Origin of the sequence: Actinoplanes xinjiangensis (assembly GCF_003148685.1) — a bacterium.
Classification (GTDB): Bacteria; Actinomycetota; Actinomycetes; order Mycobacteriales; family Micromonosporaceae; genus Actinoplanes; species Actinoplanes xinjiangensis.
Window position 1 is genome coordinate 34,466 of record NZ_QGGR01000032.1, and the last position, 24,986, is coordinate 59,451.

Below are 24,986 nucleotides of genomic sequence, written 5' to 3' on the forward strand. Positions count from 1 at the left end.
ACACGATGAAGCGATCTTGAGTGACCCGGCCCGACTGGCGGCGGTGCGACGGGCTGCCCAGCTGTTGCCCGCGATGGACCTGTCCCTGGACGATGTCGCCCGGCTCGCAGCCCACTCGCTGGGGGCACCGATGGCGACGCTCTGTCTGGTCGGCGTCGACCGGACGCAGCGGCTCGGCGCGCACGGACTGCCGCCCGCCCTGGCCGCCCACGACGACGGATCACTCCCCCACTCGTTCGCCGGCCACGTCGTCTGCGACAACCGCCTGACTCACGCAGCCGACCTGCCCCACGACGCGGACCCGCGACTCCGCGAGCACCCGCTGGTCGGCAGCGGGGTCCGGGCGTACATCGCCGTGCCGATACGCGACGGCGCCGGCCGCCCACTCGGGGCGCTCACCGTCTTCGACACACGCCCACGGCGATGGCACGGCCCGCAGGAACTCGCACTGATGGACATCGCCGGCCTGCTGACCGCATCCGTGCGATGGGACGGCCGGGCAGCCTCCACCGCCCCGATGCTCGACGGCGCCGCGCTACTGGACAGCGTCCAGGAGGCATTCGTCGCGGTGGACACCGGCGGGATCATCCGCGGCTTCAACCGGGCCGCCGAACGACTCCTGGGGTACACCGCCGCGCAGGTCTGCTGCCAGCACCTCGAGGACACCGTCCTGCCCGACTACCGCGGCGAGGCCACCCGGCCCGCGTTGCAGCGGCTGTTCGCCGCCGGACCGGCCCGCCCACTGGTACGCGAACTCACCGTGCGCCACCGCGACGGACATCCGCTCGCCACCCGCGCGTCGATGTCGGTGGTCCACGGGGTGGCCGGTGCTCTGGCCTGCATGTTCCTGACCGACCTGTCGGCTCAGGTAGCGGCCGAGGCCACCGCGGAACGGCACGCCAGCTTCCTGACCGCACTGCTCAACAGCCTGTCCGTCGGTGTGATGGCCTGCGACGACACCGGCCGCGTGATCGTGATGAACCCGGCCCTGCGCCGCATCCACGGCCACCCCGATACCGGGCCGGTGCCCGACGATCTCCCGGCCACCGTCTCGACCTTCCTCTACGACGCGCAGCTGCAGCCGCTGAGCTGGGAGCAGACCCCGCTGATGCGTGCCTGGCGCGGGGAACACCTCACCGATCTCGACGTCGTGGCCAAGCTCCCCGGTCGACGCACGCGTGTCTTCGCCACCACAGCACAGCAGATCCAGAACCGCGACGGCGTACGCCTCGGCGCGGTCGTCGTCGCTCACGAGGTGACCCCACTACGCCGCGCAGAGCACTTCAACGCCTGCCGCCGCGACGTCGAACGCGCCCTGCGGGCAGCCACATCCATCACCGACGCGGCCCCGGCCGTCCTGCGCGCCGTGACCACCGCCCTCGGCTGGCCCGGCGCGGAACTGTTCCTCATCGACGAGAACACCGACCGGCTGCAGGCCATCGGGCACCACAGCGACAACGGCGAAGGCCCGGAAGGACTCTTCGGGCACACCCCCGTGCGCAACCGCGGCGTCACCGGCCGCGTCTGGCAGTCCGGCCAGCCGCTCTGGATCCCCGACATCACCCGGTACGCAGACCTGACCAGCGAGAACGAACAGCACCGCGTCGACCTGTGCGTACGCCACGGCATCCGCACCGTCCTGGCCGTACCCGTCCGCGACGGCGGCACCCTGCTCGGTGTACTCACCTGCTACGCCGGCGCACCCGAAGTCGACCAGGACCTGCTCACCGTCCTACTCGACGGAGTCGCCGCACAGATCGGCGTGTACGTCGCCCTGCGCCGCGCCGAAGAACTCGCCCTCCAGCTCACCCGGTCCCAGGACGACTTCCTCGACCTGGTCGGCCACGAACTGCGCACCCCGCTGACATCGATCATCGCCAACGTCACCATGCTCACCGAGGAGGCGACCGGTCTCGACGAGGAGCAACAGCAGATGCTGAGCACCGTCGCCCGTAACACCGGCATGCTCCAGCACATCGTCGACACCCTGCTCGACCTCGCCGCCCTCGAATCCGGCCACCACCGGCTCGCCGCCGGACCCGTCGACCTGGTCGCGATCGTCGCCGACGCCGTCGCCGCGCTGCGCCGGACCACCGCCGCCGGCGTGCAACTGCGCACCGACATGCCCCATCCGGTACTGGTCACCGGCGACGCCGGCCGACTGCGCCAGGCCCTCGACGACGTACTGTCCAACGCTCTCAAGTACAGCCCGGCCGGCGCCGACGTCCACATCCGCCTCGAGCGCAGCGGAGGCTGGGCTGAGCTGTGCATCACCGACACCGGCATCGGCACGCCGGCGAGCGAACGCGACCGCGTCTTCGACCGCTTCTACCGCGCCGGCAACGTCCGTCACCACGGCACCCCCGGCAGCGGCCTCGGACTCAGCCGCACCCGCACCATCGTGCAACTCCACGGTGGCGACATCGCCCTGCGCCCTCAGCAGCCGTCCGGCACCAGCGTCTGCATCCGCCTACCGCTGGATCGCCCCGACCCACCATGACCATCAGCCGGCCGGAGCCCGGACCGCTGTGCCGTCACGCGGCGATCGCGGTGCGGCTCCGGCCGAAATCAGGCTCGGCGACGGGACGGCTGAAGTAGTAGCCCTGCAGCAGTGTGTAGCCGAGCCGAGAGAGCGCGTCGGCCTGCTCGGCGGTCTCGACACCTTCGGCGACCGCGGTCATACCGAGTTCGGTGCTTATCTGGATGAGCGCCTCCGCTATCGCGCTGTGCCGGCCGGCCTCCGTGACGTTGTCGACGAATGACTTGTCGACTTTGAGGATGTCGACAGGAACCGTCTGCAACAGGCCGAGTGCCGAATGCCCGGTGCCGAAGTCGTCCAGCGCGATCTGTACGCCGAGCTTCCGCAGTTCGTGCAGCGTTGTCACCGCCTGGCCGCCCTCGAAAACGGCTGTCTCGGTGACCTCGACGGCAAGGTGGTTCGGTGCAAGTCCCGTCTCGGCCAGGATGTCGGCGACGCTCGTGGCGAAGCCGGGCCGGGCGAGTTGACGGGCGGAGACGTTGACGCTGACTTTGTCGGGTGCGCTTACGCCGAGTTCGGCGCGCCACCGTGCCATCTGCCGGCAGGCCGTTCGCAGGATCCAGGCACCGAGTTCGACGATGAGGCCGTTCTGCTCGGCCACCGGCACGAAGTGCGCCGGGCTGACCGTCCCCCGGTGTGGGTGCTCCCAGCGGACCAGCGCCTCGACCGCGGCGATCCGGCCCTCGGGGAAGGCCACGATCGGCTGGTAGACCACCCGGAATTGGCCGGCGTCCAGACCGATCCGCATCTCGGCGCCGAGCTTGGCGTGCCCCGTCGACTGCTCATCGAGGGCCGGCTCCCACCGTCGGTACGCCTGCCCGGCTCTCTTGGCGGCGTACATCGCCGTCTCGGCCCGGCGCAGCACCTCCATCGGATCGTCGCGTTCGCCGTCGGCCAGCCCTATACCGACGCCCACGAGCAAATCGTGACCGCCCGCGTGAACCGGTTCGCGCAGTTGGGCGGCGAGCTGCGTAACCAGCGCACCGGATTCCGAGGCGCTCCCGCCGGGCAGTAGGACGGCGAATTCGTCACCGCCCATCCGGGCGAGCAGAGCGTCGTCCGGCACCGTCCGCGCCAATCGTTGGGCAAGGGATGCGAGCGCTCGGTCGCCGACCGCGCGCCCGAGTTCATCGTTGACGTTCTTGAAACCGTTCAAGCCGAGCAGCGCCACCTGCGCCGACCCGACGGCCATCGCCTCGCGCAATGCATTCTCGAATCGGCGCCGGTTGGCCAGGCCTGTCATTTCGTCTTGCATGGCGAGCCTTTCCAGATCGCGTGACCGCCATTTCAGTTGCGTGAGGATCAGGGCCATCCGAGCGATGGTGAGCAGAATGAGGACGATGGTGGTGCAGGCGACGACCGTGCCGTCGATGGTGTTCTCCCCCGCGTACGGGCTCAGAAGCAGCGCCGGCCCGAGTAGTGAGCACGCGGCGGGTGCGCACAAGCGGGCCACACTCTGTTCTGTGCTCCTCGGGAGCCGTACGACCGCGGGATCCGCCGCCATCGACGGGTGCAGGGCGGCCGCCGCCCAGAGCAGGGTGGAGGCGACGAACACCGCGTCCACGGCGAACGGGTCGGCATTGAAGTAGATGATCATCACGGAGTAGCTGGTGTCTGCGGCCAGCAAGGTCGCTGCGGCGGCGTTGAGCAGCCTGCTGCTGGGAGTGCGGTTTCGCGGGTCGGTGAACAGCCAGGCCAGCATCACCAGCAACAACAGGTCCGCCAGCGGATACACGGTGCTGACCACACGAGCCAGAGCCGGGGCCGAGCGGTCGGCCACGGTCGGGTGCAGGATGAACGTCCAGAGCACCAGGCCGAGCCCGATGGCGGCGATGGCTGCGTCGATCAGGCGGCCCGTCTGGCCGCCCGGCTGCCGACGGCGCGACAGCAGGAGGAGACCCATGATTCGCAGTGGGTAGGAGGCCAGGTAGAAGGCATCGGCGATCGAGGGGTACGGCACGCGGCCCAATTCGTACAGGTAGTAGTCGTATGTGATGTCGCCGAGCACCGCCAGGAGCTGCCCGGCCGCGACCCAGTACCACACTCCAGGTCGCTGTGGCCGGTACAGCCGCACACCGACGAGGATGGCCACCACGGCCGCCAGGCCGATGACGTTGTAGCAGACCCTCGCGGCGAGTGATGAGGCGGGCAGCAGGAAATACCCGGTCGTCGCCAGCACGCCGACTGCGAGCCACCAGCACCATATCCGCGTAAGTCCCACGACCAGCCATCGGCCCCATTGCGACGGCATCTGAGCCTGAGTACGAAGTCTCCCCTCACCATGTAGAACAGCTCACTACGGGGAATGGATCGGGACTTCGGTATCCGGATAGCCGGTTGGTCCGCGATCCAAAGAGCAGCTCAGGAAATGTCAATCAATCTACTTACACGGAACGAGAACCGCCATCCGCGTTCGGAATATAATAGTGGCGAGGTGGTGCGGTATGTCCGGGCACGATGCCGATGACGGGGGCCGCCCTGTCACACTGCGCAGCTCTGACCTGGATGAGACCCGGATGGTGCTCGCCGAGCACTTCTACTCCAATTTCGTCGACATCCTGGAGCCGACCAAGAGCCTTGACACCCAGCTCCGGGTCACCAACCTCGGGCCGGTCACGATCGGCGACGTGCGTTTCGGTACGGACCTCAAACTCAGGCTGCACGAGCTCGGCGCGTACCACGTCGACGTGATCCTGTCCGGACAGCTCGAATGGCAGCAGGGCAGAGACGAACCCCGGGTCGCCACCGACACCAGCGGGGCGGTGTTCCAGCCGGTCGGCGACACGGTCCTGCACCGGTGGACCGGCGACTGCCGATTACTGGCAGTGAAGATCGACCGCGGCGCCCTCGAAACGCAGTTGGCCCGCATGCTCGACGCCCCTGTCGCCTCGCCGATTCAACTGTGCCGCCAGCTGGACCAGTCCCACGGACCCGGCCGAACCTGGACCAATATGGTCCGCGCGCTCACCGCGGACGCTCTGGGCGAAAACCGGGGCCTGACGCAGAACCCGCTCCTGGCCGAACCCCTCCAGGAGGTACTCCAGCGCGGCCTGCTGCTCGCCGGCGATCACCCGTACCGGGACCGGCTGGCCAGGCCCGGCGGACCCTACCCGGCGCCTCGCGCGATACGGCAGGCGGTCGACCTGTTGCACAGCCGTCCCGAGCAGCCGATCACCATCGCGAAACTCGCCGACATCACCGGCGTGAGCGAACGGGCACTGCAGGCAGGCTTCCGGCGATACGTCGGCGTCTCGCCCACTACGTACCTGCGTCAGGTCCGTCTCGACCGTGCCCACGAGCAGCTTCGGCAAGCGGACTCCGGCCAGACCACGGTGGCCGACGTGGCACACCGCTGGGGGTTCGCACATCTGGGACGTTTCGCGGGTTCCTACCGTGCACGGTACGGCATGTCACCGTCCCAGACACTCAACGCCTCCGCGGGCCCACGAACGGTACACAACGTACCGCGACAGTCATGATCTTGCCCTCAGGACCTCACAGATCACGGTGAAACGAACGAGGATGGCCATCCGCCGTCCCGTCAACACTCCGGACCTGTCAGGCACCCGCTCCCGCCATCGCCGGGTGCAGGACGACCTTCGTCCAGCCGTCGTCCCGCTTGTCGAAGTGTTCGTAGGCCTCCGGAGCACGGTCGAGGGGCAACTCGTGGCTGACGATGAAGGACGGCTCGGCCTTGCCCGCCGCGATGAGGTCGCGCAGTTGCCGGTTGTACTTCTTGACCGGGGCCTGGCCACTGCCGATGTGCTGACCCTTGAACCAGAACATGCCGAAGTCGAAGGCCAGCTTGCCCTGCTTCGCCAGTTCGTCGCCGGCCCCGGGGTCCTGAGGCACGAAGACACCGACGGCGCCGATCCTCCCGGTGAAGCGCACCGAGGCGACCAGCCGGTTCATGGTCAGGTTGGCCTGCTCCGCGCCATCGGGTTCGTGCGCTTGATAGCCGACGCACTCGCAGCCGTTGTCCGCTCCCAGCCCCATCGTCTCGTCCAGAACGGCCTGCACCGGATCGACCGTCGAGTCGTCGATGGCGATCGCGCCGATCGCCTCGGCCAGTCGCAGCCGGTCGGCATGCCGGTCGACGACCATCACCTTGCTCGCGCCCCGGACGGTCGACGAAAGGGCGGCCATCAGCCCGACCGGACCCGCGCCGTAGATGACCGTCTGGTCACCGGGCCGCACACCGGCCATCTCGGTGGCGTGGTAACCGGTCGGGAAGATGTCGGCGAGCATCACGTAGTCGGTCTGGCGCTGCTCGGCGTCCTCCCCCAACCGCAGACAGTTGAAGTCGCCCCACGGCACGCGCAACAGTTCGGCCTGTCCGCCGCCGTACGGGCCCATGTCGGCGAAGCCGTATGCGGCGCCGGCCATGTTCGGCTCAGGCTGAGCGGTCAGACAATAGTTCGTGAGCTGACGCTCGCAATTCTTGCAATGTCCGCAAGAGATGTTGAACGGCAGGACGACCCATTCGCCCACCCGGACCTTGTCGACGCCGGCACCGACCTCGACCACCTGACCCAGGTTTTCGTGCCCGAACCATCGGCCGGCCTCGAAATCGGTTCGGCCCTCGTACATGTGCAGGTCCGAACCGCAGATGTTCGCCGACGTCACCCGCACCAGAACGTCGGTCGGCCGCTCGATCCGCGCATCCGGCACATCCTTAACGCTGACCTGCCTCGGCCCCTCATAAACCACTGCTTTCACGACTACCTCCTCGTCGCAGATACCCACCTCTACCCGTACTCGGGCTAGGGCTTTTCATGGGATAACATTCGACGGACCGCCCCGGGACGGCATCAGGATTCAAGTCAATTCGGCCCTCGAGTGCCGGATTCCGGCGGCACGATGGGTTCGAATGAAAAATCGAACCTCCCGGTTGGCGCCATTTCCTGCGTAAAGAAGGCGCACTGCGCGGCCCACCACGCCGCAGTAAGCAGTCGCCCTGCCTCGATCGCCACCGTTTGCGGGAGAAAGCGCCCACTCGCGGGCCAAACGGCATGCCTACGCAGCATGTGTGACTGCCGAGTGCGTGGAGGGCTCGGCGGGGTTGCGGGGTAGTGCGACGTGGACGCGGGTTCCCGGCTGGTATTCGGTGGGGACGATGGTGATGGTGCCGTGGTGGCGCTCGGTGATGAGCTTGGCGATGGCCAGGCCGAGACCCGCGCCGGGGATGGCGAGTTCGGTGGCGATGGCGCCCCGGAAGAAGCGATCGAAGACGTGTGGGCGTTCGGGCTCGGGTATGCCGGGGCCGGTGTCAGCGACCTCGATCGTGACCGTGGTTTCGGTGCTGGTGACGGCAATGCTGACGGCGCCGCCGCCAGGGGTGTAGGTGACGGCGTTGTCGAGCAGCGCGGATACGAGTTGAGTGAGCCGTTGCGGGTCCCCCAGCATCAGCAGCCGCGCCGGGGTGGTCTGGGTGAGGCTGACGCATTTGGCGGCGGCCCGGCCGTCCAGGTCCCGGGCCGTACCGGTGACCACGGCGACGAGATCAACCTCGGTGACCGTGAGCTGAGCACGGCCGGCGTCGAGGGCGGAGAGGTCGAGCAGCGCCTCGACGAGGTGGCGCAGCCGTTCGCTGCCCCGCCGGGCGGCGGCGATCATGGGCAGCAGATCACCGGCGGGTGTGTCGGGGCTGGTGTCGCCGGCCAGTTCCAGGTTGTTGCCGATGATCATCAGCGGGATGCGCAGTTCATGGCCGACGAGGTTGAGGTAGTCGTCCTTGCTGCGGCTGAGGGCTTGTTGTAGTTGCTCAGCTCGTCGGACTTCGGTGATGTCGTGGAAGAGCGCGACCGCGCCGAGACGCTGCCCATGCCGGTCGGTGATCGCGTGGGCGTTGACTTTGAACAGGCATGGTCCTTCGCGGGTGTGCAGCTGGTATTCGATGCCATGGACGTCGGTGCCGTGCAGGGCGCGTAGCAGTGGGACCTGGTCGGGCTCGACCAGGGCGCCGTCCGGGGTGGTGAGGGGCAGGTGCCGGGCCCAGTGTTCGACGGTCCCCTCGACGGTGTGAATACCCAGGCGATCCCTCAGGGAGCGGTTGACCAGCACGAGATTGCCGTCGGCGTCGCAGGCCGCCACACCGGTGTCGAGGCTGTCCAGCAGCGTGTCCAGATACTGCCGATGGTGGTGTTCGGCCTCATAGGCGTGCTGTTCGGCGACGAACGCGGTGCACGCCTGCGCGGCGTCGTCCACGGCAGTCAGCTGCTCGGCGGACCAGTGCCGGGCCTGATAGTCCATGACCGCACACACACCCACCACCGCGCCGGCGGGATCCCGCACCGGGAACCCCGCATAGCATTGAATCCCGACGGCCCGTATCGGCGCGTCGACGGGCACCCTCTCGTCGGCGTCCACCGCGTCGACGACCACGGGGAATCCGGTCCGCATCACGATTCCGGCCAGCGTGCTCCGCACGGGGAACTGCTGCATCGGCTCGAAGCCGGACGGCAGTTGAAATCCGGCGATCAGACGCAGGTTCCGGCCCTCGACCAGATGGATCATCGCGCAGGCGGTACGGGCGCCGCGTGCCGTCAAGGCGGCCATCCGTTCCGCAGCCTGGGAGGGCACGCCAGGAGCGATCGCGAGCGCCGGCATCGCTGCGGCCTCCTGTGTCGCTGTGCAGGGACTCACGTGCGGGCCAGAACCTCGATCCACTCCTCGATTATCGCGGTTGCCGCTCCCGCACGTGCCCGATTCACCGAGGCATCGCGTCCGGTCGCGCTCAGCGCGGGCGCGAGCTGTCAGTGGTCCGCGCCGCCGTTACGGACGACGCAGGAGGCGTTGATCCTGTCCGGCGAGGCGGTCGCGATGTACGACGTCTGCGCCGAGGCGCTCCAGGAGGCGTTGACCGCACACACGCACTGGACCTCGACGCCCGTCGAGGTGGTGGTCAAGCCCTTCACCTTCAGTGAATGGGCTCGCGGCGCGGCCGTCATCGCCCTGCAGCACCGGATCCTCGGCCGCTGAGCGCCGATCAGATCTGGTGGAAGCGCCGGAACAGATAGCGCCCGGACGGTAGATCCGCCGTCAGCAGGTCCCAGCCGTCGTTGCTCAGCATCGCCAGCCAGTTCAGGACCTCGTGGTGGCTGCACGCCTCCCAGTGGACCGGCTCGGCAAGGAGGCTGGTCACCCACTCGGCCGTCCACACGTCTGCGGCCACGACCGTCGTTCGTGTTCTCAGCCTCCGGCGTTCGCGCTGCTCGACCGGCACGGTGACGTGGCTGAGGATGCTGAGTTGCCCGTACTCCCACGTCGGCATGGCCAAGTGTAGATCCGTATACAGAGGATTATTTCTCGAGCACGCTCAGTCAGCACGGGTCGGGTTGCCGACCACCCGGACGGCACCTACCGTCGTCGATAGAGGCTTCGCTCGCCACCCCCCGCAATCGCCGACGGAGCCCCTCCCCCACCCCCCGCACGAAAGCGTGGCCCCCCATGCGTCGTCCAGGCACTCTCGCGCTGACCGGCCTCCTGCTGCTGACCCTCACGCCGCCGGCCTCCCCCGCCACCGCCGCCGCCCTCGCGCCCACCCTGTCGAGCCGGACGGCAGCCGTGCTGACCGCCAAGACGATCAACTACTACCCGTCGAACGCGGGCTGGACGTACATGTGGACCAACTTCGACCCGGTCCGCATCAACACCGACCTGGCCCGGGCCGCGACGCTCGGCGCCACCGACGTGCGGGCCATCATCTTCCCGCAGGCCTTCGGATACCCCACACCCACCACGGCGTACGCCCAGAAGCTCAGCCAGTTCATCGGCATCGCCGACACGCACGGGCTGAGCGTGAAACTGACCCTGTTCGACTGGTGGTCCGGCTACTCCGACGTGGCCGGAAGCATCACCTGGGCACAGGCGATCGTCGGGCCGTACGCCAATGATCCGCGGGTGATAGCCGTCGAGGTGAAGAACGAGTTCCAGCCGGGCGACGCCGCCGCGGTCACCTGGGTCCGTCAGGTGATCCCCGCGATCCGTGCCATCGCTCCGGCCATGCCGCTCACCCTCTCCGTCGACGGCGCCACCGGCGCCGCCGGCATGGCGAGCATCCGGTCGCAGCTGGCCACCACCCCGCTGGACTACTACGACTTCCACTTCTACGGCGCCTCGGAACGATCGCTCGCCGAGATCCGCCGGGCCCAGGCCGCGGTCGCCCCGGACCCGGTCGTGATCGGCGAGACCGGCATCAGCACCCACACCGGCAACGACGGCGAACAGGCCGCCTACCTCGCCCGCGTGTTCCGCGCGGCTGGCGAGGCGGGGGTCGGCTCGGTGGCACCGTGGACTCTCAACGACTTCGCCGCCGGCGCCATCCCGCCCAACTCGGCGGTGTCCACCATGCCCGCCCAGTACAAGTTCGGGCTGTACCGCACCGACACGACCGCGAAGCGCGGCGCGTCCGTGGTCGGTACCGCGTGGACGACGGGTACCACCTCGAACAGCGTGCTGAACCTGGGATTCGAGGCGCCCCTGGCCGACTCGCCGTGGCGCAACTACCAGGCCGTCGCCGGCACCGCCGCGATCACGTCCGAGTCGTCGCGCACCGGCACCGCATCGGCCCGGTTCCACGGCACGACCCGTAACGGCAGCAACCTGCCGTCGTTGCTCACCTCACCGATCACGCCGGTGCAGGGCGGCCGGCAGTGGCACGCCGAGGCGTACGCCCGCGGAGTCGCCGCGACCGGCATCACCGAGATCGCGCTCAGCTGGTTCGACATCAACGGCACCTGGATCAGCCAGAACACCTCCAACCGGCTGCCCGTCGGCAACACCGGCTGGACCAGGCTGTCGGTGGACGCCGTCGCCCCGGCCACGGCGGCAAGCGTCCAGCTGCATCTCAAATGCGGCGACAACACCGGGACGGTCTACTACGACGACGTCGCGATCAGCTGACCCGCCGGCCGCGCGACCCCATCCGGCTCAGCCCGCGCATCAGGCGGGTCAGGTGGGAACGTGGACCGCGTCCTCGGCATCGGCGCCGACGTCGCCCGGTGGACGGCCGACGAACGCGCCGAGGCACGATCGCTGGTCGACGACTACAAGCGGATCCGCAGAACTGTGCAGCACGGCCACCAGTACCGGCTCGGCGGCGTCCCCGGCGCCGAACGGTCGGCGGTGCAGTACGTCCTCGGTGACCAGGCGGCGGTTCTGGTATACAACCCGCTCGGCAACGCGAAGAACGGTCCACGCCGGCTCACCCTCGCCGGACTGGAACCCGACGCGACCTACGAGGTGGCCCTGGGAGGATCCGCGACACCGGCCCCCGCCGGCTCACCGACGGATCCCGGTGGTACGGCAGCGTTCTCAGGTCCGTCGGCATCAGACCGGCGGCCTGGGAACCGATCGGCGCCGACTACCGCAGCGACCTCGTGGTGCTCCACCGCGTCGCCGGTACCGTGACAACACCCTCCACATCACCTGACCGTCCGAAGGCCACTCCCCCGAGGCCTTGACGTTCCTTTGTCATCGATAGCACTCATCGACCACCGCCATCGTGTCGAAACTCGACCGAACGTTCCCCCGTTCCCCGTCGCGACGTTCTCCGGACGACCCGGCCCCGCAGCGATTTGCTCGCCCCGCGATCCCGGCGGATCCCCTCCCGGAAGGCTGGTCCTCGGTGAAAACAGCCCACCGATTTCGACACCGCCCGGGGCACCCAGTTGCTTGCCGCCCTGGATTACCTCACCGGCAGCAGCGCGGTGCGTGACCGGGTCGACGCGAACCGGCTGGCCGTGCTGGGACACTCCATGGGAGGCGGCGGCGCCATCAGTGCCGCGATACGACGACCGTCGCTCAAGGCAGCCGTGCCGCTGGCACCGGCGTCCTTCTCGCAGAACCTCTCGGCCGTACGGGTGCCGACGCTGATGATCGGGGCGCGTGACGACGGCACCATCACGCCGTCGTCGCTCAACAGCCTGTGGGCGAGCAAGCCGTCCACGACCAAGGGTGCCTACGTCGAACTGGCCGACGGCGGCCACGGCTTCCCGACGTGGGGGAATTCCCAGGTCACCCGGCGTGAGATCCCGTGGTTGAAGATTTTTCTCGACAATGACAGCCGCTATGCGCCGTTGCTGTGCCCGTCGCTCGCCGACACCACCGGCGTATCGCGGTACCTGAGCGAGGGCCCGTACGTCTGAGCTCGCGTCACCGGGCCGGTGCCCCGCCTGCGGCAGGCTACGGTGATGGGCGGCGGTGGAGACGGCGTCGTGAAAGGCGATGTCGAGACTCACCATCTCGATTGACATCGAGACAATCACCGGCTGGAGGGTGGCGTGTCATGAAGGTGTTCCAGATCGGTGCCGCCGGAGGCGTCGGACGGAGGCTCAGCCGTCTGCTCGCCGAGCGCGGTGATCAGATCAGCGGCATGCATCGCCGTCCCGACCAGGTCGACACCGTGCGAGGCTCCGGTGCGACGCCGCTGACCGGAGACCTCATCAACGATTCGGTGCAGGTCTTGGCCCAGAAGATCAGCGGCCACGACGCCGTCGTCTTCTCAGCCGGCGCCCACGGCACCGGCATGGACCAGACGACCGCCATCGACGGCACCGGTGCGCGGAAAGCCGCCGATGCCGCGGTCCTGGCGGGAGTGCCGCGATTCGTACTCGTGTCCGTGTTTCCGGATGCGTTGCGTGACCAGGAACCCTCGGAGGCATTCGAGCACTACATGAAGACCAAGAAGACCGCCGACGTTCACCTGACCCGCTCCGGCCTGGACTGGATCATCGTGCGGCCTGGCACCCTGACCGACCGGCCGGGCACCGGCCAAGTAACCGCAGGGCCCGCCGTGGAGTACGGCGACGTGAGCCGGGACGACGTCGCGGCGTTCATCGACGCAGCCCTGCACGAGCCTGCGCTCAGTCGCGTCATCGTCGAACTCACCTCCGGCGAGACGCCGGTCGCTGACGCCGTCGTGCAGCTCGCGAAGCCGGCAGACCGCCGAGGCGCCGAGTAGGCCTCCGGTGAGCCGCCCCTGCCGCGATGGCGGTACGCGAGGCGCGGGGCCGGACCTGGTTGATCAGTGGATGTCGTGACCGGGATGCTCGGCGTCGTAGGCGTCGCGGGCGCCGGCGATGATCTCCCGGTGTGCCAGCGACCAGTCGGCCAGCGCCTTGACCAGGTGGGTGAGGCTTGCGCCGACCTCCGTGAGGCGGTAGTCGACCTGCGCCGGAACGGTCGGGTACACGGTGCGCCGCACCAGCCCGTCCCGCTCCAGCCTGCGCACCGTGAGCGTCAGCATCCGCTGGGAGATCCCCTGCACCGCACGCTCGATCTCCCGGAAGCGCCGCGGTCCCCCGGCGAGCTCCACGATCACCAGTACCGACCACTTGTCGCCCACCCGATCGAGCACGTCGCGGATCCCGCAGTCGGGGTGCTCCGGCTGCCCGCACGGTTCGAGCGCGGCGGGGCCGGTTACCCCGGTGTGCGTCACTGACACGAAACTGCCTCCTTGTGAGCCGGTGGTGGCCGGATCAGGATCTCTCACGCGGCAACCGCAGAGAACCCTTGCAGGAGGTATCCCACCGTGATCCTGGTGACCGGCGCGAACGGACAGCTCGCCACCCTCATCCTGGCCCAGCTCGACGCCCGGGGTGTGCCGGCGATCGGGGGCAGCCGCAACCCCACGGGCGACCAGCGCCCTCTCGACTTCGACGACCCGGGCGGCCTCGACCTCACCGACGTCACGATCCTGCTCCTGGTCTCCGCCGGCTACGCCGAGGACGACCGGGTGGTGGCCCGCCACCGGGCGGTCCTGGACGCGGCGGTACGCGACGGTGTGCGCCACGTCGTCTACACCAGCGTGACCACCGCGGGCGACCACCTGGCGTTCGCACCGGCGCATCGCGCCACCGAGCGGATGATCCGGCACAGCGGCCTGGCGTGGACACTGCTGCGCAACGGCCTGTACGCCGAACTCTTCGGCGCCCTGCTGACGTGGACGCCCGACGGCCTGGAATCACCCTTCGGCGACGGCATGCTGGCCGCGGTGTCGCGGGCCGACCTGGCCGCCGCGGCGGCAGTGGTGGCGAGTGCACCCGCGGCTCACGCGGGCCGGACCTATGACCTGGTGGGCGAACCCATCAGCGCTACCGCCGTGGCCGCGCACCTCGGAGTCGATCACCGCACGATCGGCCTGGGCGAGTACCGCACCCGGCTGCTCAGCGACGGCGGCCTGCTTCCGTTCCAGCCACCGATGCTCGCCTCGATCGCCACCGGCATCCGGCACGGCTTCCTCGGCGGCACCGGGCCCGACCTCGAGCAGCTGCTGCGACGCGCGCCGTCGAACGCCGTGACCATCGCGGCCACGACGATCGACGCCCTGCGCCCCGCGAGGACCGGGCCGGTGTGACGTGGGTCAGCGTCCCCGCTGCACCACCCGGTAGGTCCGCAGGTTCGGGTCGGCCGCGATCTGCGCCTCGGTGTACTTGATGGTGTCCCAGCCTTTGCGTGAGTAGAGCCGGGTCTGGTCGGCGTACCAGGGTGAGTTCGGGTTCGTCGACTGCGAATAGGTCAGGATCTGCCGTCCCGACGGGCCGTTCCGGCCGAGTTCGACGGCCATCACGAACGACGTTCCGTGTACGACCTGCGGGTACCCGACGCCCGGCACGAGCGGATTGGTGATCACGTTGAAGACGCCGGCCTCACCACGGCCACCGTGGATGGGGATGCGTCGTTCGCCACGGCTGTCGGTGTGGATGTCACCCAGCTGCGCATCCAGCGGGATGCCGGCGAGCCGTTGCACGGCGTCGGCGAGCGCCACCCGTACCCGTGGATCTGTGGTGTTGAGACGGCGCGGGGTGCGCACCGGGTCGGTGGCATCGAAGGTGTCGGCGAACCGGATGCCGCCCGCGAGGGCGAACTCGGTGAACAGGTGCGCGCCCCGGCTGTCCAGGTCGACACGCAGGTCGAAGCGGGACAGCGCCTCGCAGGCCGCGGTCAGTTCGACGGTCGCGCCGTTGGAGGCGGTCGCGGTCGGCTGCCGGCGGCAGAGCGCGACCAGGTCGTCGCGGACCAGGTCGGCGCCGTGCACCCGGTTGCCGAACATGACGTGCCAGAGCCGGGCGACGGTGAAACCCTTGCCGGGCAGGCCGTCCGTGCCGGCGAGGCGCTGCTGGATCTGGTCGAGCCCTAGCCGGGTGCGCAGGCTGCGCTGGGTGCGTTCGGTGCCGAGGATCCGCGGGAAACCCTCCAGCGGCGCGGCCGGGCTGGCCAGCCAGTGACTGTCGTTGGAGTTGGTGACGTAGTCGTCGCGGAAGCGCACCGGCAGGTTGGCCGGGCCGAGAATGCCCGGGACCGCCGCGTCGGGGTCGGCGCCGAGCCCGCAGTCCGACCGGGAGCCGTCCAGGACCGCCTGGCCGCTGGAGGCGTAGAGCGGCTGGAACGGCGCCGGGATGCAGGCGGCCGCGAGCGTGTCGGTCACCCGGGGAACGACCGAATGATCGCCGTAGAGTGCCTCGCCGCGCGCGTCGGCCGCGATCACGTTGACCCAGGGAAGGAACTGGTACCGGTCGAGGACCGCCTTGAGCGCCCGGACGTCCTTGGCCTGGCCCATCCGCAACCACCCGTCGAAGGCGCGGTTGTTGCCCGCGTTGACGTCGGTGATGGCGTACGCGGTGGCCGGCGTCCAGTCGAAGGTGCCCGGCACCACGGCCACCGGGCCGTAGCGGGTGTCGTGGAAAGTGCGGCTGACCGCACCGCTGCCGGTCTGCACCGTGACCGTGCGGGTACGCATCCTCTCGGGCCGGCCGTCGACGTAGTAGGAGGTGGGATCCCCCGGCACCAGACTCAGGCGGTGCCACACGAACCGGCGCGCGGTGGAGACGGTGTGGCTCCAGGCGACGGTGCGGTTGTGCCCGATCTCGACGATCGGGTCGCCGATCAGCGCCGCGCCCTCGACGTCGTAGCGGCCGGGCACCTTGAGGTGCATCCGGTAGAAGCGTTCGGCGCCCTGCCAGGGGAAGTGCGGGTTGGCCAGCACCATCCCGTTGCCGTTCGTGGTGGCCTGCGCGCCGAGGCCGTAGGCGTTGCTGCCGATGCCGGCGCCCGCCCCGTCGAGAGCGGCGACGATCGCGGCGGCGTCGGGAGTCTCCGGGGCTTCGGCGGGCCCGGCGGCCGTCGGTGGTGTTGCGGCGACGATGCCGTCGAGCAGCGCCCGGGAGCCGGCCCGGACCATGCTGTCCCACGACGTACGCCAGAAATCGATCTCGGAGATCGGGCGCACCCAGGCCTTGCCGCGGCATGCCGGGTCGGTCAGGCGTTGCACGCCGGTGCGGCGCAGGAAGTGGTTGTAACCGGCGACGAACCCGCGGATCTGGTCACGGACGTCGTCGGACGGTGCCCGCACACCGTCGCGGGGGCCCTCGAGCAGCCGCTCGGCGACGCGGTCGCCGATCGCCTTGCGGTAGAAGAGGTCGCTGCGCACGTTGGCGTCGTCCGGCCCGGCCGCACCGAACCACCGCGACCGTTCACCGTTGGCCGTCACCACACTCTCGGCGATGACGCAGATGTTGTCCTCGGCCTGCGCGTAGCCGACGCCGAAACCGAGGTTGCCGAAGTCGTCGGCGGTGATGTGCGGGACGCCGTAGGAGGCCCGGCGGATCAGGGCCGCATAGCCGCCGTCACGCTGCATGCCGGAAGCCGGTGACGGTACGGCCGCGCTCGCCACGACCACGGTGAAGGCGACGGCTGCTGCTTTCAGGCGCACGGACAAGGACGTCACGGCGGCATCTCCCCCTCGATGCGATGCCCGGCGGTTCCCTCGCGACGGTGGGAAGGCACCGGCTGATGCCGCGGCCCGTCCCGCCCGTCACCGCCGAGCTTCCGGCTGTTTCGCCGGCGACTTGCTCTGCCGCCCACATACTCTCATCGTCGGCAGGACTGTTGAAGCAACCAAGCTCATCAATTCCATCGCGTCGCAGGCTTGCCGGTCAACTGGCGTAGAGCAGCAGCAATCCGGCAGTCGTGTAGGTCAGCATGAGCATCAGCAAGGGGATCTGCCCGGCCACCACCCTCTCCGGTCCGAACACGCGCAGCGCGCGGTCGTGGGCGAGTACGGTGCCGAACAGGTGGCCGATGATGATGACGCTGATCTGCAGCATCGCCACCCCCGCCGGAGTGATCAGGCCGGTACGCACCGGCCAGTCGGCGGTGCCGAGCCAGTCGGCGCCGGTGCCCAGCGGATCGGAGGCGAGCACCACCGTCCGCTGGCCTTCCAGGATCAGCAGCGAGTAGTAGTGGGCGACGAGATAGCCGACCGCGATCGGCACGATGGAATGCGCCAGCGGTCCGGGGCCGGCGCGCCGTGTCGCTGCCAGATAGGCCGCCGCCACCGCGGCGATGACCACGATCAGACCCACGGTTGCCGTCACGACGGCGGGCAGACCGTTCTCCTGCACGAACCGCAGCCAGAACGGCGCATTCGACAGGCTGTCGAACATGGTGGAACCGAGGAGCACCACCACGACGGCCACCAGGCCCGGCGACGTCGGCAGCGACCCCATCCCGTCCAGGGGATTACGCCACACCAGCACACCGTCGGCACGGCGCCCGATCACCGCCAGCCGGCCGATCAGCGTGCTGTACACCTCGAACGGGTCGCCACGCTCGAACCAGCCGGCCCCGAACACCACCGACCCGGCCGCCATCGCCAGCACGTACGTCGCCAGCCAGGCTGTCAGGACCGGCAACGTGGCCCGCTGCGGTGCGACCAGCTCCAGCCATACGAACGCGAACAGCCCCACGGCGGCGGGCCAGTACCCCATTCCCGGCGGGATGGGCCGCAGCCCCACCTGCGGGTCGCGGCGCACCGCTGCGACGGCGAGACGATGCACGGTACGCAGCGGATTGACCGCCCGCCACACCGGGCCGAACAGCAGCGAAGCCACCACGAGCCCCACCCACAGCAGCACGTACACCGCGCCGGCGCTGGGATTGTCGGCGGTGTCCGGCCCGAACAGCAGCCCTACGCCGAAGTAGACCGCCGCGAGCAGGCCCACCAGCCGCAACGTCCACCGGAACGCCGGCGCGTCGACCACACGTTGCAGCGCAGGCGCCGGCCGTCCGGCCGTGCCGTCGGAGTCCAGACGCGACTGCCTCCACCGGGCGCTCAGGGCCAGGAAGGAGATCGACAGGGTGAGGCCGGCTCCGACGACGAGTTCGGTCAGCGAGAGCGGCAGGTCCTGTCGCCCACCGACACCGTGCGCCAGGATGATCATGGAAGGGAGCACTGCCGCCCGCTCAGCGGACTTCGAGCTGGAACAGCACCAGGTGCGCCGAGTGGGTCTCGACATCGAACAGCCCACTGCGGTCGGTGCGCAGATCCAACGACGCGGGCACGCCGGCGGCGAGGGCGAGCATGCGGTCGTAGCCGTGGACGTGCAGGCTGTCGTCGACGTCCGAGGTGATGGTGATCCGTACCAGCGCGCCGTTGGCCACCTCGATCCGGCTGGTCGGGGGCGTCACCTCGCCTTCGGCGACCACCACGGCGATGTGCCGGTCCGGCCCGTTCGAGGGCGAGCCGGTGCCGGCCGGCGGCGGCGGTGCGTCCCGGCTGCACCCACTGACCGTCGGCACCATGCCCGCGACGACAACCGCGCCCACGAGTGCGAGCCGAACGAATGCCTGGCGATGCGGCGACGAGGTCACGAGGGCTCCGCGTGTCAGAGACGGCTGAACACCAACAGGTTGTCCCGCCGCAACGTAACCGCCATGATGACCTTCATGCAATCCATGCCGGTCACTGTCCGCCGGTGGTCGGCCCGCGCCGTGGTGCTTCTGCTCCTCGTCCTCGCCGGGCTGGCATTTCCTGCCGCGCCGGCTCATGCCCACGGTCAGCTCGCCCTGTCGCGCCCGCTGAGCAACACGATCGTCAACGACCCCCTCGAACGGGTCGAGCTCTACTTCACCGAACAGCCGGCGTCGTTCGCGCATTTCACCGTGACCGGCCCGACCGGCCGCATCGACAACGGCTGGTCGACCGGTGAGCCGATCCGCCTGGACAAGCCGGTCCAGGAGTATTTCCTCGTCGACGGTAAGTGGACGCCACGTGCCTACCACGTCGGCTACCCGGCGATCGTGCCCATCGCCCACTGGCCCGCCGCGGGGCCGTATCTCGTCGAATACATGTCCGTCGCCTCCGACGGCGACGCGGTACGCGGGAGCGTGAAGTTCGAGTACAACGGGCCGACGACAGCCGCTCCCCCGGGCTGGTCGCCACCGACCAACACCCCACCGCAGGCTCTGCTCGATCAGATCGGCAACGGACACGGCGGCGGCGACACCGGCCGCACTCAGCAGAGCAGCCCTGCTGCGGGCGACACCGTCGCCGCCCCTCCGGTCACGGCACCCTCCGACGGCAGCGGCAGCCTGACGACCTGGCTGATCCCCGGCGCGCTGGTCGCCGCCACCGTCCTCATCCTGCTGCACGCCTCCCGCAAGCGCCGCTGAGAAGCGGCGGCGCCACCGCCTGCGGATGCGGCTGCTGACCATCATGGTGGTACGGCACCCGTCATCGTCGCGTCGTGGCACCCGGCTGGACAAGACTGTAAAGCTACTTAATAATTAGGCCTCCGTCGATCCCTGCGGAGGTTCCCCCTTGCGTACCCGTTCCCTTTTCCTGTCCCTGGCCGCGGCCATCGTCGCCGCCGGCCTGGCGCTGTTCGTGGTGAACCCGGCCTCCGCGGCCGCCACCACCGCCACCTTCGCCAAGACCTCCGACTGGGGGTCGGGCTGGCAGGGCCAGTACACGATCACCAACGGCGGCACGTCCCCGATCACCTCCTGGAAGGTCGAGTTCGACCTGCCGGCCGGCACCGCAGTCGCCTCCTACTGGGACGCACTGCTCACCACCAGCGGGCAACATTCCACCTTCACCAACCGATCCTGGAACGGCACCATCGCACCCGGTGCCACGGTCACCTTCGGCTTCCTGGGTACCGGGTCCGGCGCACCCACCGGATGCAAGCTCAACGGCGCGTCCTGCACCGGAACGACCGGCCCGTCGCCGTCCTCCCCCACCCCGTCCTCGTCGGTCACCACGCCGGCGCCCGGCGCCACCCCGGTGGCCCGCAACGGTCAGCTCCGGGTCTGCGGACGGCAGCTGTGCAACCAGGCCGGCAAGCCGATCCAACTGCGCGGCATGAGCACCCACGGTCTCCAGTGGTACGCGAACTGCGTCAACGACAACTCCCTGAACGTGCTCGCCCGCGAGTGGGGCGCCGACGTCCTGCGGATCTCGATGTACATCCAGGAGGGCGGCTACGAGACCGACCCGGCCGGCTTCACCGCCAAGGTCAACGACTACATCCAGAAGGCGTACGACCGCGGCATGTACGCCATCGTCGACTGGCACATGCTCAGCCCCGGCGACCCCAACTTCAACCTGGCCCGGGCCAAGACGTTCTTCCAGCAGGTCGCCGCGAAGAACAAGGACAAGACCAACATTCTGTACGAGATCGCGAACGAGCCGAGCGACGTGCACTGGTCGGCCATCAAGTCCTACGCCGACCAGATCATCCCGGTCATCCGCGCCCAGGACCCGGACGGCGTCGTGCTGGTCGGCACCGAGGACTGGTCGTCACTGGGCGCCTCCGGCGACGGCCAGGGCGTGTCGCGCATCCTGGCGAACCCGGTGAACGCCACGAACATCATGTACACGTTCCACTTCTACGCCGCCTCGCACGACGACTACTACCTCACCACGTTCCGCGACGCGATCAGCAGGCTGCCGATGTTCGTCACCGAGTTCGGCACCCAGGAGGCCACCGGCGACGGCGGCAACAACTTCAGCCGGGCCCAGCAGTATCTCGACCTGATGGCCCAGAACAAGGTCAGCTGGGTGAACTGGAACTACTCCGACGACATGCGCTCCGGCGCCGTCTTCACCGAGGGCACCTGCGCGGCCGGCGCGTACTCCGGCACGGCCCGCCTCAAGCCGGCCGGCGCCTGGATCCGCGACCGCATCCGCACTCCGGACGACTTCTGACCGACGGCGCGCACCCCTGCCCCGGGGTGCGCGCCGTCACCGCCGACCACGACGGAACACCGAGCCGGCCCAGCACCGCGAACAGTCACCACCCGGCGAAGCCGTCTCTGACGGCCGGCGTTCCAGGCCAGGACCAGGCCGACACCGATGAAACACGCCTTCCCACCTCTGACGCGGACAACTGTGGACCGCCGACCGCCTTATACTCCGCACGATGAGTGCCGAGCTGCCTGTCCTCACACAATTCGGCACCCAGTTGAAGGCGCTCGGGTGGATCAGCGACCTGCTGGTCGCCGGATCGGCGGCGACTGGCGACTACGTTGCCGGTGTCAGCGACCTCGATCTCGTCGCGGTGACCAACGGTCCAGTCGATGATGATCGCCTGGCCGTGTTGTCGTCGCTGCACCGGCAGGTGGACCAGTCCATCGGCGCCGGTCTGAAGCTGGGCTGCGCCTACGTCGACGTCGACCAGCGCGAGCCCGTCCAGGTGCCGCACCCGACGTGGACTCACGGAGTGCTGGTTCACCGCATCGTCTCCGCCGTGACCCGGGCCGAGCTCGTGCGCTACGGATACGCCGTGTTCGGCCGCGCCCCGCAAGAGCTGTTCCCAGCCATGAACGGCCACGATATCCGTGAGGCTGCCCGCGCCGAGCTGGACGGCTACTGGTCGTGGGCGGTGCGGCGTCCGTGGATCTGGCTCGACCCGGTCATCGCCGACCTGGGACTGACCTCGATGGCTCGGGGACGTCACGCACTGCGTACCGGGGACCTGCTCACCAAGACCCGAGCGATCGAGCAGGCCGCCGCGCCGGCATGGTTGATCGACCAGCTCCGGGCCCGCCGCCGTGGAGAGGACATCTCGTCACCTCGCCTACGAACAGCGTGGATCGCCTGGCGTGACGCTCGCCGAACCACCCGGATCGCCCAGGGCCGCATCTCGCACCTTGAATAAAGGCCTCGATTGCGGCAGTCGAGGACGTTGGCCTCGACCTTCGGGCATCCTGCAAAGCCCCGCGACCAGCTGTCGGCCCATCTCCGCGCGCATGGCAATCTCCTGAACGCCCGACTCGGCACGCGACTCGCGCCGTACACATCAGGCGACGCCGTGTCAGCGTGGCTCTGCCGAGGGCAGAGTGGTGAACGGTGACGGTCGCCCAGGTTCCCCCTACCGTTTGATCATGAGCACTGGCGAGCACACCGGGGTCACCGAATTCGTCCATCACCTGGTCCGTTGGCTGCGCCGGCTCATGCCGCCCGGCCAGCGTCTCGACCGGCTGATCGCCGATCTCGAAGCCGCCTTCGCCGGCCGGCCGGAACTGCTGACCGCAGCCGATTGCCATGCCGTCGAAAGCCTCGCGCAGGTGCACACCCGGCACCTCGAACTGCATTTCGACGCAGACGCGACAGCGGATCCGGACACCCGGTCGCACGGCTGGCCCCCGGTCGACCCGGAGCAGGTACGGGCCCGGGCGGCCGGGGTCCGCGAGGTGCGGCGCCTGGCGGACGGAACCTTCGCGTTGACTCTCGACACCCTCGATCCGGTGGAGTTCGCGAGCCCGTACATGGAGGCAGCCTTCGCCCTTGCCCGCGGCGCCCAGCGACTGGTGCTGGACCTTCGTGGCAACGGGGGCGGCGACCCGGCGACTCTTGCGCTGATCGCCGAACATCTGCTCGGCGACGACGCGCAGGCATTGTCCGAGGTGATCTATCGGGACCGGCGCCGCCAGTGGTGGACTCGCACCCGCCCGGCCGGCTCAGCGGTGACCCAGGACCTGGCCGTGCTGGTGAGTTCGCAAACCTATTCGTCGGCGGAGGCGCTGGCCTACCACCTCCAGGCGCGAGGCCGTGCCGTGATCGTCGGCGAGACCACCCGGGGCGCCGCCGACCATGTCACCCCGGTGCAGCTGACCGGCCAGGTAGTGGGCCTGCTGCCGGAGGCCACCGTGATCGACGCCGTCACCGGCGCGAATTGGGAGGGCTCAGGAGTGATCCCTGATGTCGCGTGCACGGCGGCAGAAGCCTGGGACGTGGCCCTGGCCCGGTCAGTGTGATCGGTCGTCGACGACCGGTCGTTGACCTCGCGTTGACTACCGACATCCCAGCCGACAGAACGTGTCGATCAGTGGCATGCGATTTGCCATCGTGCGAGACGCGGCTTCTATCATGTGGTACTCGGGTCGTACAAATTCGGGCCACGGCTCCCGGCAGCGGCAGCTCAGGACGCTGCTGGAATCGCGAGACTTAAGATCAGAACATGGCAGTCGTCCATGTATTCATCTCGACCGGCCGGTTCGCATCGGAGAAGGAACTGCGGACCTTCGTCGAGCCGACATACACCGCTGAGGGCGATGCGGTGCCGTCGCGATTCATCGAGGAGACCGGCCTCCACGAGTACGAGCCTTCCACCATCGAGACGGTACGCGCCGGTGAGGCGATGCCCGTCCGGCAGTTGCTGCGCGACGCGTCGTGGGCAGAGCAATGGCTCATCAACCTCGACCCGGGGCGATCCGCAGACACCGCCGTCTGCGTCTTCCCACCAAACGTGATCGCCACACCACGCGATTCTTCACTGGAGTACTGCGGCGCCTTCACCTACCAGCCGTAGCCGAATCAGGTCACGGCGCTCCCCCGACGCGCCCGGACGGCGGCAGATCCTGATGGTCGCCAGCGAACTCGGTTGCCGCTCTGCCGATGGGTGTGACACGGTGCGGATTCCCGACCCGGCTCCGAGGCCCACATGACGATTTACTTTTACGGTGCCGACGAGGTTCCGTACGGCTGCTTCTCCAACTTCTCCGGCCACAGCTTCGACCTCGACGGCCACTGGTGGGCGACCTCCGAGCACTATTTCCAAGCCCAGAAGTTCCCCGGTACCCGCCACGCCGACCTCATTCGGCAGGCGGCGACCCCGTTGCGGGCCGCCGAGCTGGGCCGCGACAGGTCCCGGCCGCTGCGCCGTGACTGGGATCGGGTCAAAGACGACGTGATGCGCCGCGCCGTGACGGCCAAGTTCACCGGCCACGCCGACATCCGCGCCATCCTGTTGGACACCGGCGACGAGGAGATCGTCGAGGACACCGGCACTGACCACTACTGGGGACGCGGCCGGAGTGGCACCGGCAAGAACATGCTCGGTCGGATTCTGATGCGCACCCGCACGCAGCTACGCGCCGACCTCACCCAGAGCGCCGGCACCCAGGGCCATCGCCGGCGGCCATAGCACTGAGCGCAACCATCGAGAAAGCGCTGCCCGCGGCAAATCAGCGCATCGCAGTCGAGCGGAATCTCGCCCGCACCCTTTCGGCCTCCACCGTCGACAAGTAGATCTCTGTGCCGTCAGCCGGAGCGTCGGATCTTCCGCATGAGCATCGCCCAGACCCCGTATCCGGACCCGACATCGTTCGTGATCGCGCTGGCTGCCGAGCCCATGAACAGGGCGTTCGCGCAGTCCGGGCA

At 69.1% G+C, this 24,986-nt stretch carries 21 protein-coding genes and 1 pseudogene; 14 read left to right on the plus strand and 8 right to left on the minus strand.

Features of this window, described 5'->3' with window-relative positions:
• Positions 1-16 precede the first annotated feature (16 nt).
• On the plus strand, positions 17-2,500 hold the full coding sequence (locus tag BC793_RS41300; protein WP_146246699.1) for a sensor histidine kinase: 2,484 nt from the start codon (positions 17-19) through the stop codon (positions 2,498-2,500).
• A gap of 34 nt (positions 2,501-2,534) precedes the next feature.
• Here the strand turns inward: BC793_RS41300 and BC793_RS41305 are convergent, their stop codons facing one another.
• Entirely contained in the window at positions 2,535-4,718 is a 2,184-nt protein-coding gene (locus BC793_RS41305) for a putative bifunctional diguanylate cyclase/phosphodiesterase (RefSeq protein ID WP_307784599.1), read from the minus strand.
• 265 nt (positions 4,719-4,983) lie between these two features.
• On the opposite strand from BC793_RS41305, the gene BC793_RS41310 reads away from it, so the two are divergent.
• On the plus strand, positions 4,984-6,018 hold the full coding sequence (locus BC793_RS41310) for an AraC family transcriptional regulator (protein ID WP_109602081.1): 1,035 nt from the start codon (positions 4,984-4,986) through the stop codon (positions 6,016-6,018).
• A gap of 79 nt (positions 6,019-6,097) precedes the next feature.
• On the opposite strand, the gene BC793_RS41315 is transcribed toward BC793_RS41310, so the two are convergent.
• Positions 6,098-7,258: a glutathione-independent formaldehyde dehydrogenase gene (locus BC793_RS41315; RefSeq protein ID WP_109602130.1), complete on the minus strand. Its 1,161-nt coding sequence runs from the start codon at positions 7,256-7,258 to the stop codon at positions 6,098-6,100.
• Between the two features lie 297 nt (positions 7,259-7,555).
• A complete protein-coding gene (locus tag BC793_RS41320; RefSeq protein ID WP_239170600.1) occupies positions 7,556-9,097 on the minus strand; it encodes a sensor histidine kinase in 1,542 nt (513 codons plus the stop codon).
• An 87-nt stretch (positions 9,098-9,184) separates the two neighbouring features.
• Here BC793_RS41320 and BC793_RS49255 point away from each other — a divergent pair, with 87 nt between their 5' ends.
• On the plus strand, positions 9,185-9,520 hold the full coding sequence (locus BC793_RS49255; RefSeq protein WP_146246700.1) for a hypothetical protein: 336 nt from the start codon (positions 9,185-9,187) through the stop codon (positions 9,518-9,520).
• A gap of 7 nt (positions 9,521-9,527) precedes the next feature.
• On the opposite strand, the gene BC793_RS41330 is transcribed toward BC793_RS49255, so the two are convergent.
• A complete protein-coding gene (locus tag BC793_RS41330; protein ID WP_109602084.1) occupies positions 9,528-9,812 on the minus strand; it encodes a hypothetical protein in 285 nt (94 codons plus the stop codon).
• A 176-nt stretch (positions 9,813-9,988) separates the two neighbouring features.
• On the opposite strand from BC793_RS41330, the gene BC793_RS41335 reads away from it, so the two are divergent.
• From BC793_RS41335 to BC793_RS41350, 4 genes and pseudogenes are all read left to right on the plus strand, one after another.
• The gene (locus BC793_RS41335; RefSeq protein WP_109602085.1) at positions 9,989-11,443 is read left to right on the plus strand and encodes a cellulase family glycosylhydrolase; all 1,455 of its coding nucleotides are present in this window, start codon (positions 9,989-9,991) and stop codon (positions 11,441-11,443) included.
• Between the two features lie 60 nt (positions 11,444-11,503).
• Positions 11,504-11,950 (plus strand): GH36 C-terminal domain-containing protein, encoded by a 447-nt coding sequence (locus BC793_RS41340; RefSeq protein WP_109602086.1) that lies wholly within the window; start codon positions 11,504-11,506, stop codon positions 11,948-11,950.
• A gap of 242 nt (positions 11,951-12,192) precedes the next feature.
• A pseudogene (locus BC793_RS41345) lies at positions 12,193-12,687 on the plus strand (dienelactone hydrolase family protein); the annotation flags it as partial.
• A 140-nt stretch (positions 12,688-12,827) separates the two neighbouring features.
• Complete coding sequence (locus BC793_RS41350; protein ID WP_109602088.1) at positions 12,828-13,502, plus strand: SDR family oxidoreductase; 675 nt, start codon at positions 12,828-12,830, stop codon at positions 13,500-13,502.
• Positions 13,503-13,565: 63 nt separating this feature from the next.
• Here the strand turns inward: BC793_RS41350 and BC793_RS41355 are convergent, their stop codons facing one another.
• Positions 13,566-13,985 carry a winged helix-turn-helix transcriptional regulator gene (locus BC793_RS41355; protein WP_109602089.1) on the minus strand — a complete coding sequence of 140 codons (420 nt, stop codon included), beginning with the start codon at positions 13,983-13,985 and terminating at the stop codon, positions 13,566-13,568.
• A gap of 96 nt (positions 13,986-14,081) precedes the next feature.
• On the opposite strand from BC793_RS41355, the gene BC793_RS41360 reads away from it, so the two are divergent.
• A complete protein-coding gene (locus BC793_RS41360; protein WP_211340661.1) occupies positions 14,082-14,897 on the plus strand; it encodes an NAD(P)H-binding protein in 816 nt (271 codons plus the stop codon).
• 6 nt (positions 14,898-14,903) lie between these two features.
• On the opposite strand, the gene BC793_RS41365 is transcribed toward BC793_RS41360, so the two are convergent.
• The 3 genes from BC793_RS41365 to BC793_RS41375 all read right to left on the minus strand — a co-directional run bounded on the left by BC793_RS41365 (position 14,904) and on the right by BC793_RS41375 (position 19,147).
• Positions 14,904-17,258 carry an acylase gene (locus tag BC793_RS41365; protein ID WP_373871306.1) on the minus strand — a complete coding sequence of 785 codons (2,355 nt, stop codon included), beginning with the start codon at positions 17,256-17,258 and terminating at the stop codon, positions 14,904-14,906.
• Positions 17,259-17,475: 217 nt separating this feature from the next.
• Positions 17,476-18,762 carry a hypothetical protein gene (locus BC793_RS41370; protein WP_109602091.1) on the minus strand — a complete coding sequence of 429 codons (1,287 nt, stop codon included), beginning with the start codon at positions 18,760-18,762 and terminating at the stop codon, positions 17,476-17,478.
• A 22-nt stretch (positions 18,763-18,784) separates the two neighbouring features.
• Positions 18,785-19,147: a hypothetical protein gene (locus tag BC793_RS41375; RefSeq protein ID WP_109602092.1), complete on the minus strand. Its 363-nt coding sequence runs from the start codon at positions 19,145-19,147 to the stop codon at positions 18,785-18,787.
• A 120-nt stretch (positions 19,148-19,267) separates the two neighbouring features.
• Here BC793_RS41375 and BC793_RS41380 point away from each other — a divergent pair, with 120 nt between their 5' ends.
• The 6 genes from BC793_RS41380 (at position 19,268) to ybiA (ending at position 24,750) form a co-directional block, all read left to right on the plus strand.
• Entirely contained in the window at positions 19,268-19,993 is a 726-nt protein-coding gene (locus tag BC793_RS41380; RefSeq protein ID WP_109602132.1) for a copper resistance protein CopC, read from the plus strand.
• A 148-nt stretch (positions 19,994-20,141) separates the two neighbouring features.
• A complete protein-coding gene (locus tag BC793_RS41385; RefSeq protein ID WP_170167347.1) occupies positions 20,142-21,530 on the plus strand; it encodes a cellulase family glycosylhydrolase in 1,389 nt (462 codons plus the stop codon).
• 214 nt (positions 21,531-21,744) lie between these two features.
• Positions 21,745-22,482: a nucleotidyltransferase domain-containing protein gene (locus BC793_RS41390; RefSeq protein WP_109602093.1), complete on the plus strand. Its 738-nt coding sequence runs from the start codon at positions 21,745-21,747 to the stop codon at positions 22,480-22,482.
• 226 nt (positions 22,483-22,708) lie between these two features.
• Positions 22,709-23,581 (plus strand): S41 family peptidase, encoded by an 873-nt coding sequence (locus BC793_RS41395; protein ID WP_146246701.1) that lies wholly within the window; start codon positions 22,709-22,711, stop codon positions 23,579-23,581.
• Between the two features lie 203 nt (positions 23,582-23,784).
• Positions 23,785-24,135 carry an immunity 22 family protein gene (locus BC793_RS41400; RefSeq protein WP_109602095.1) on the plus strand — a complete coding sequence of 117 codons (351 nt, stop codon included), beginning with the start codon at positions 23,785-23,787 and terminating at the stop codon, positions 24,133-24,135.
• Positions 24,136-24,267: 132 nt separating this feature from the next.
• Positions 24,268-24,750, plus strand: coding sequence for a riboflavin biosynthesis intermediates N-glycosidase (ybiA, locus tag BC793_RS41405; RefSeq protein ID WP_109602096.1), 483 nt, complete (start codon positions 24,268-24,270; stop codon positions 24,748-24,750).
• The last annotated feature ends 236 nt before the right edge of the window (positions 24,751-24,986 follow it).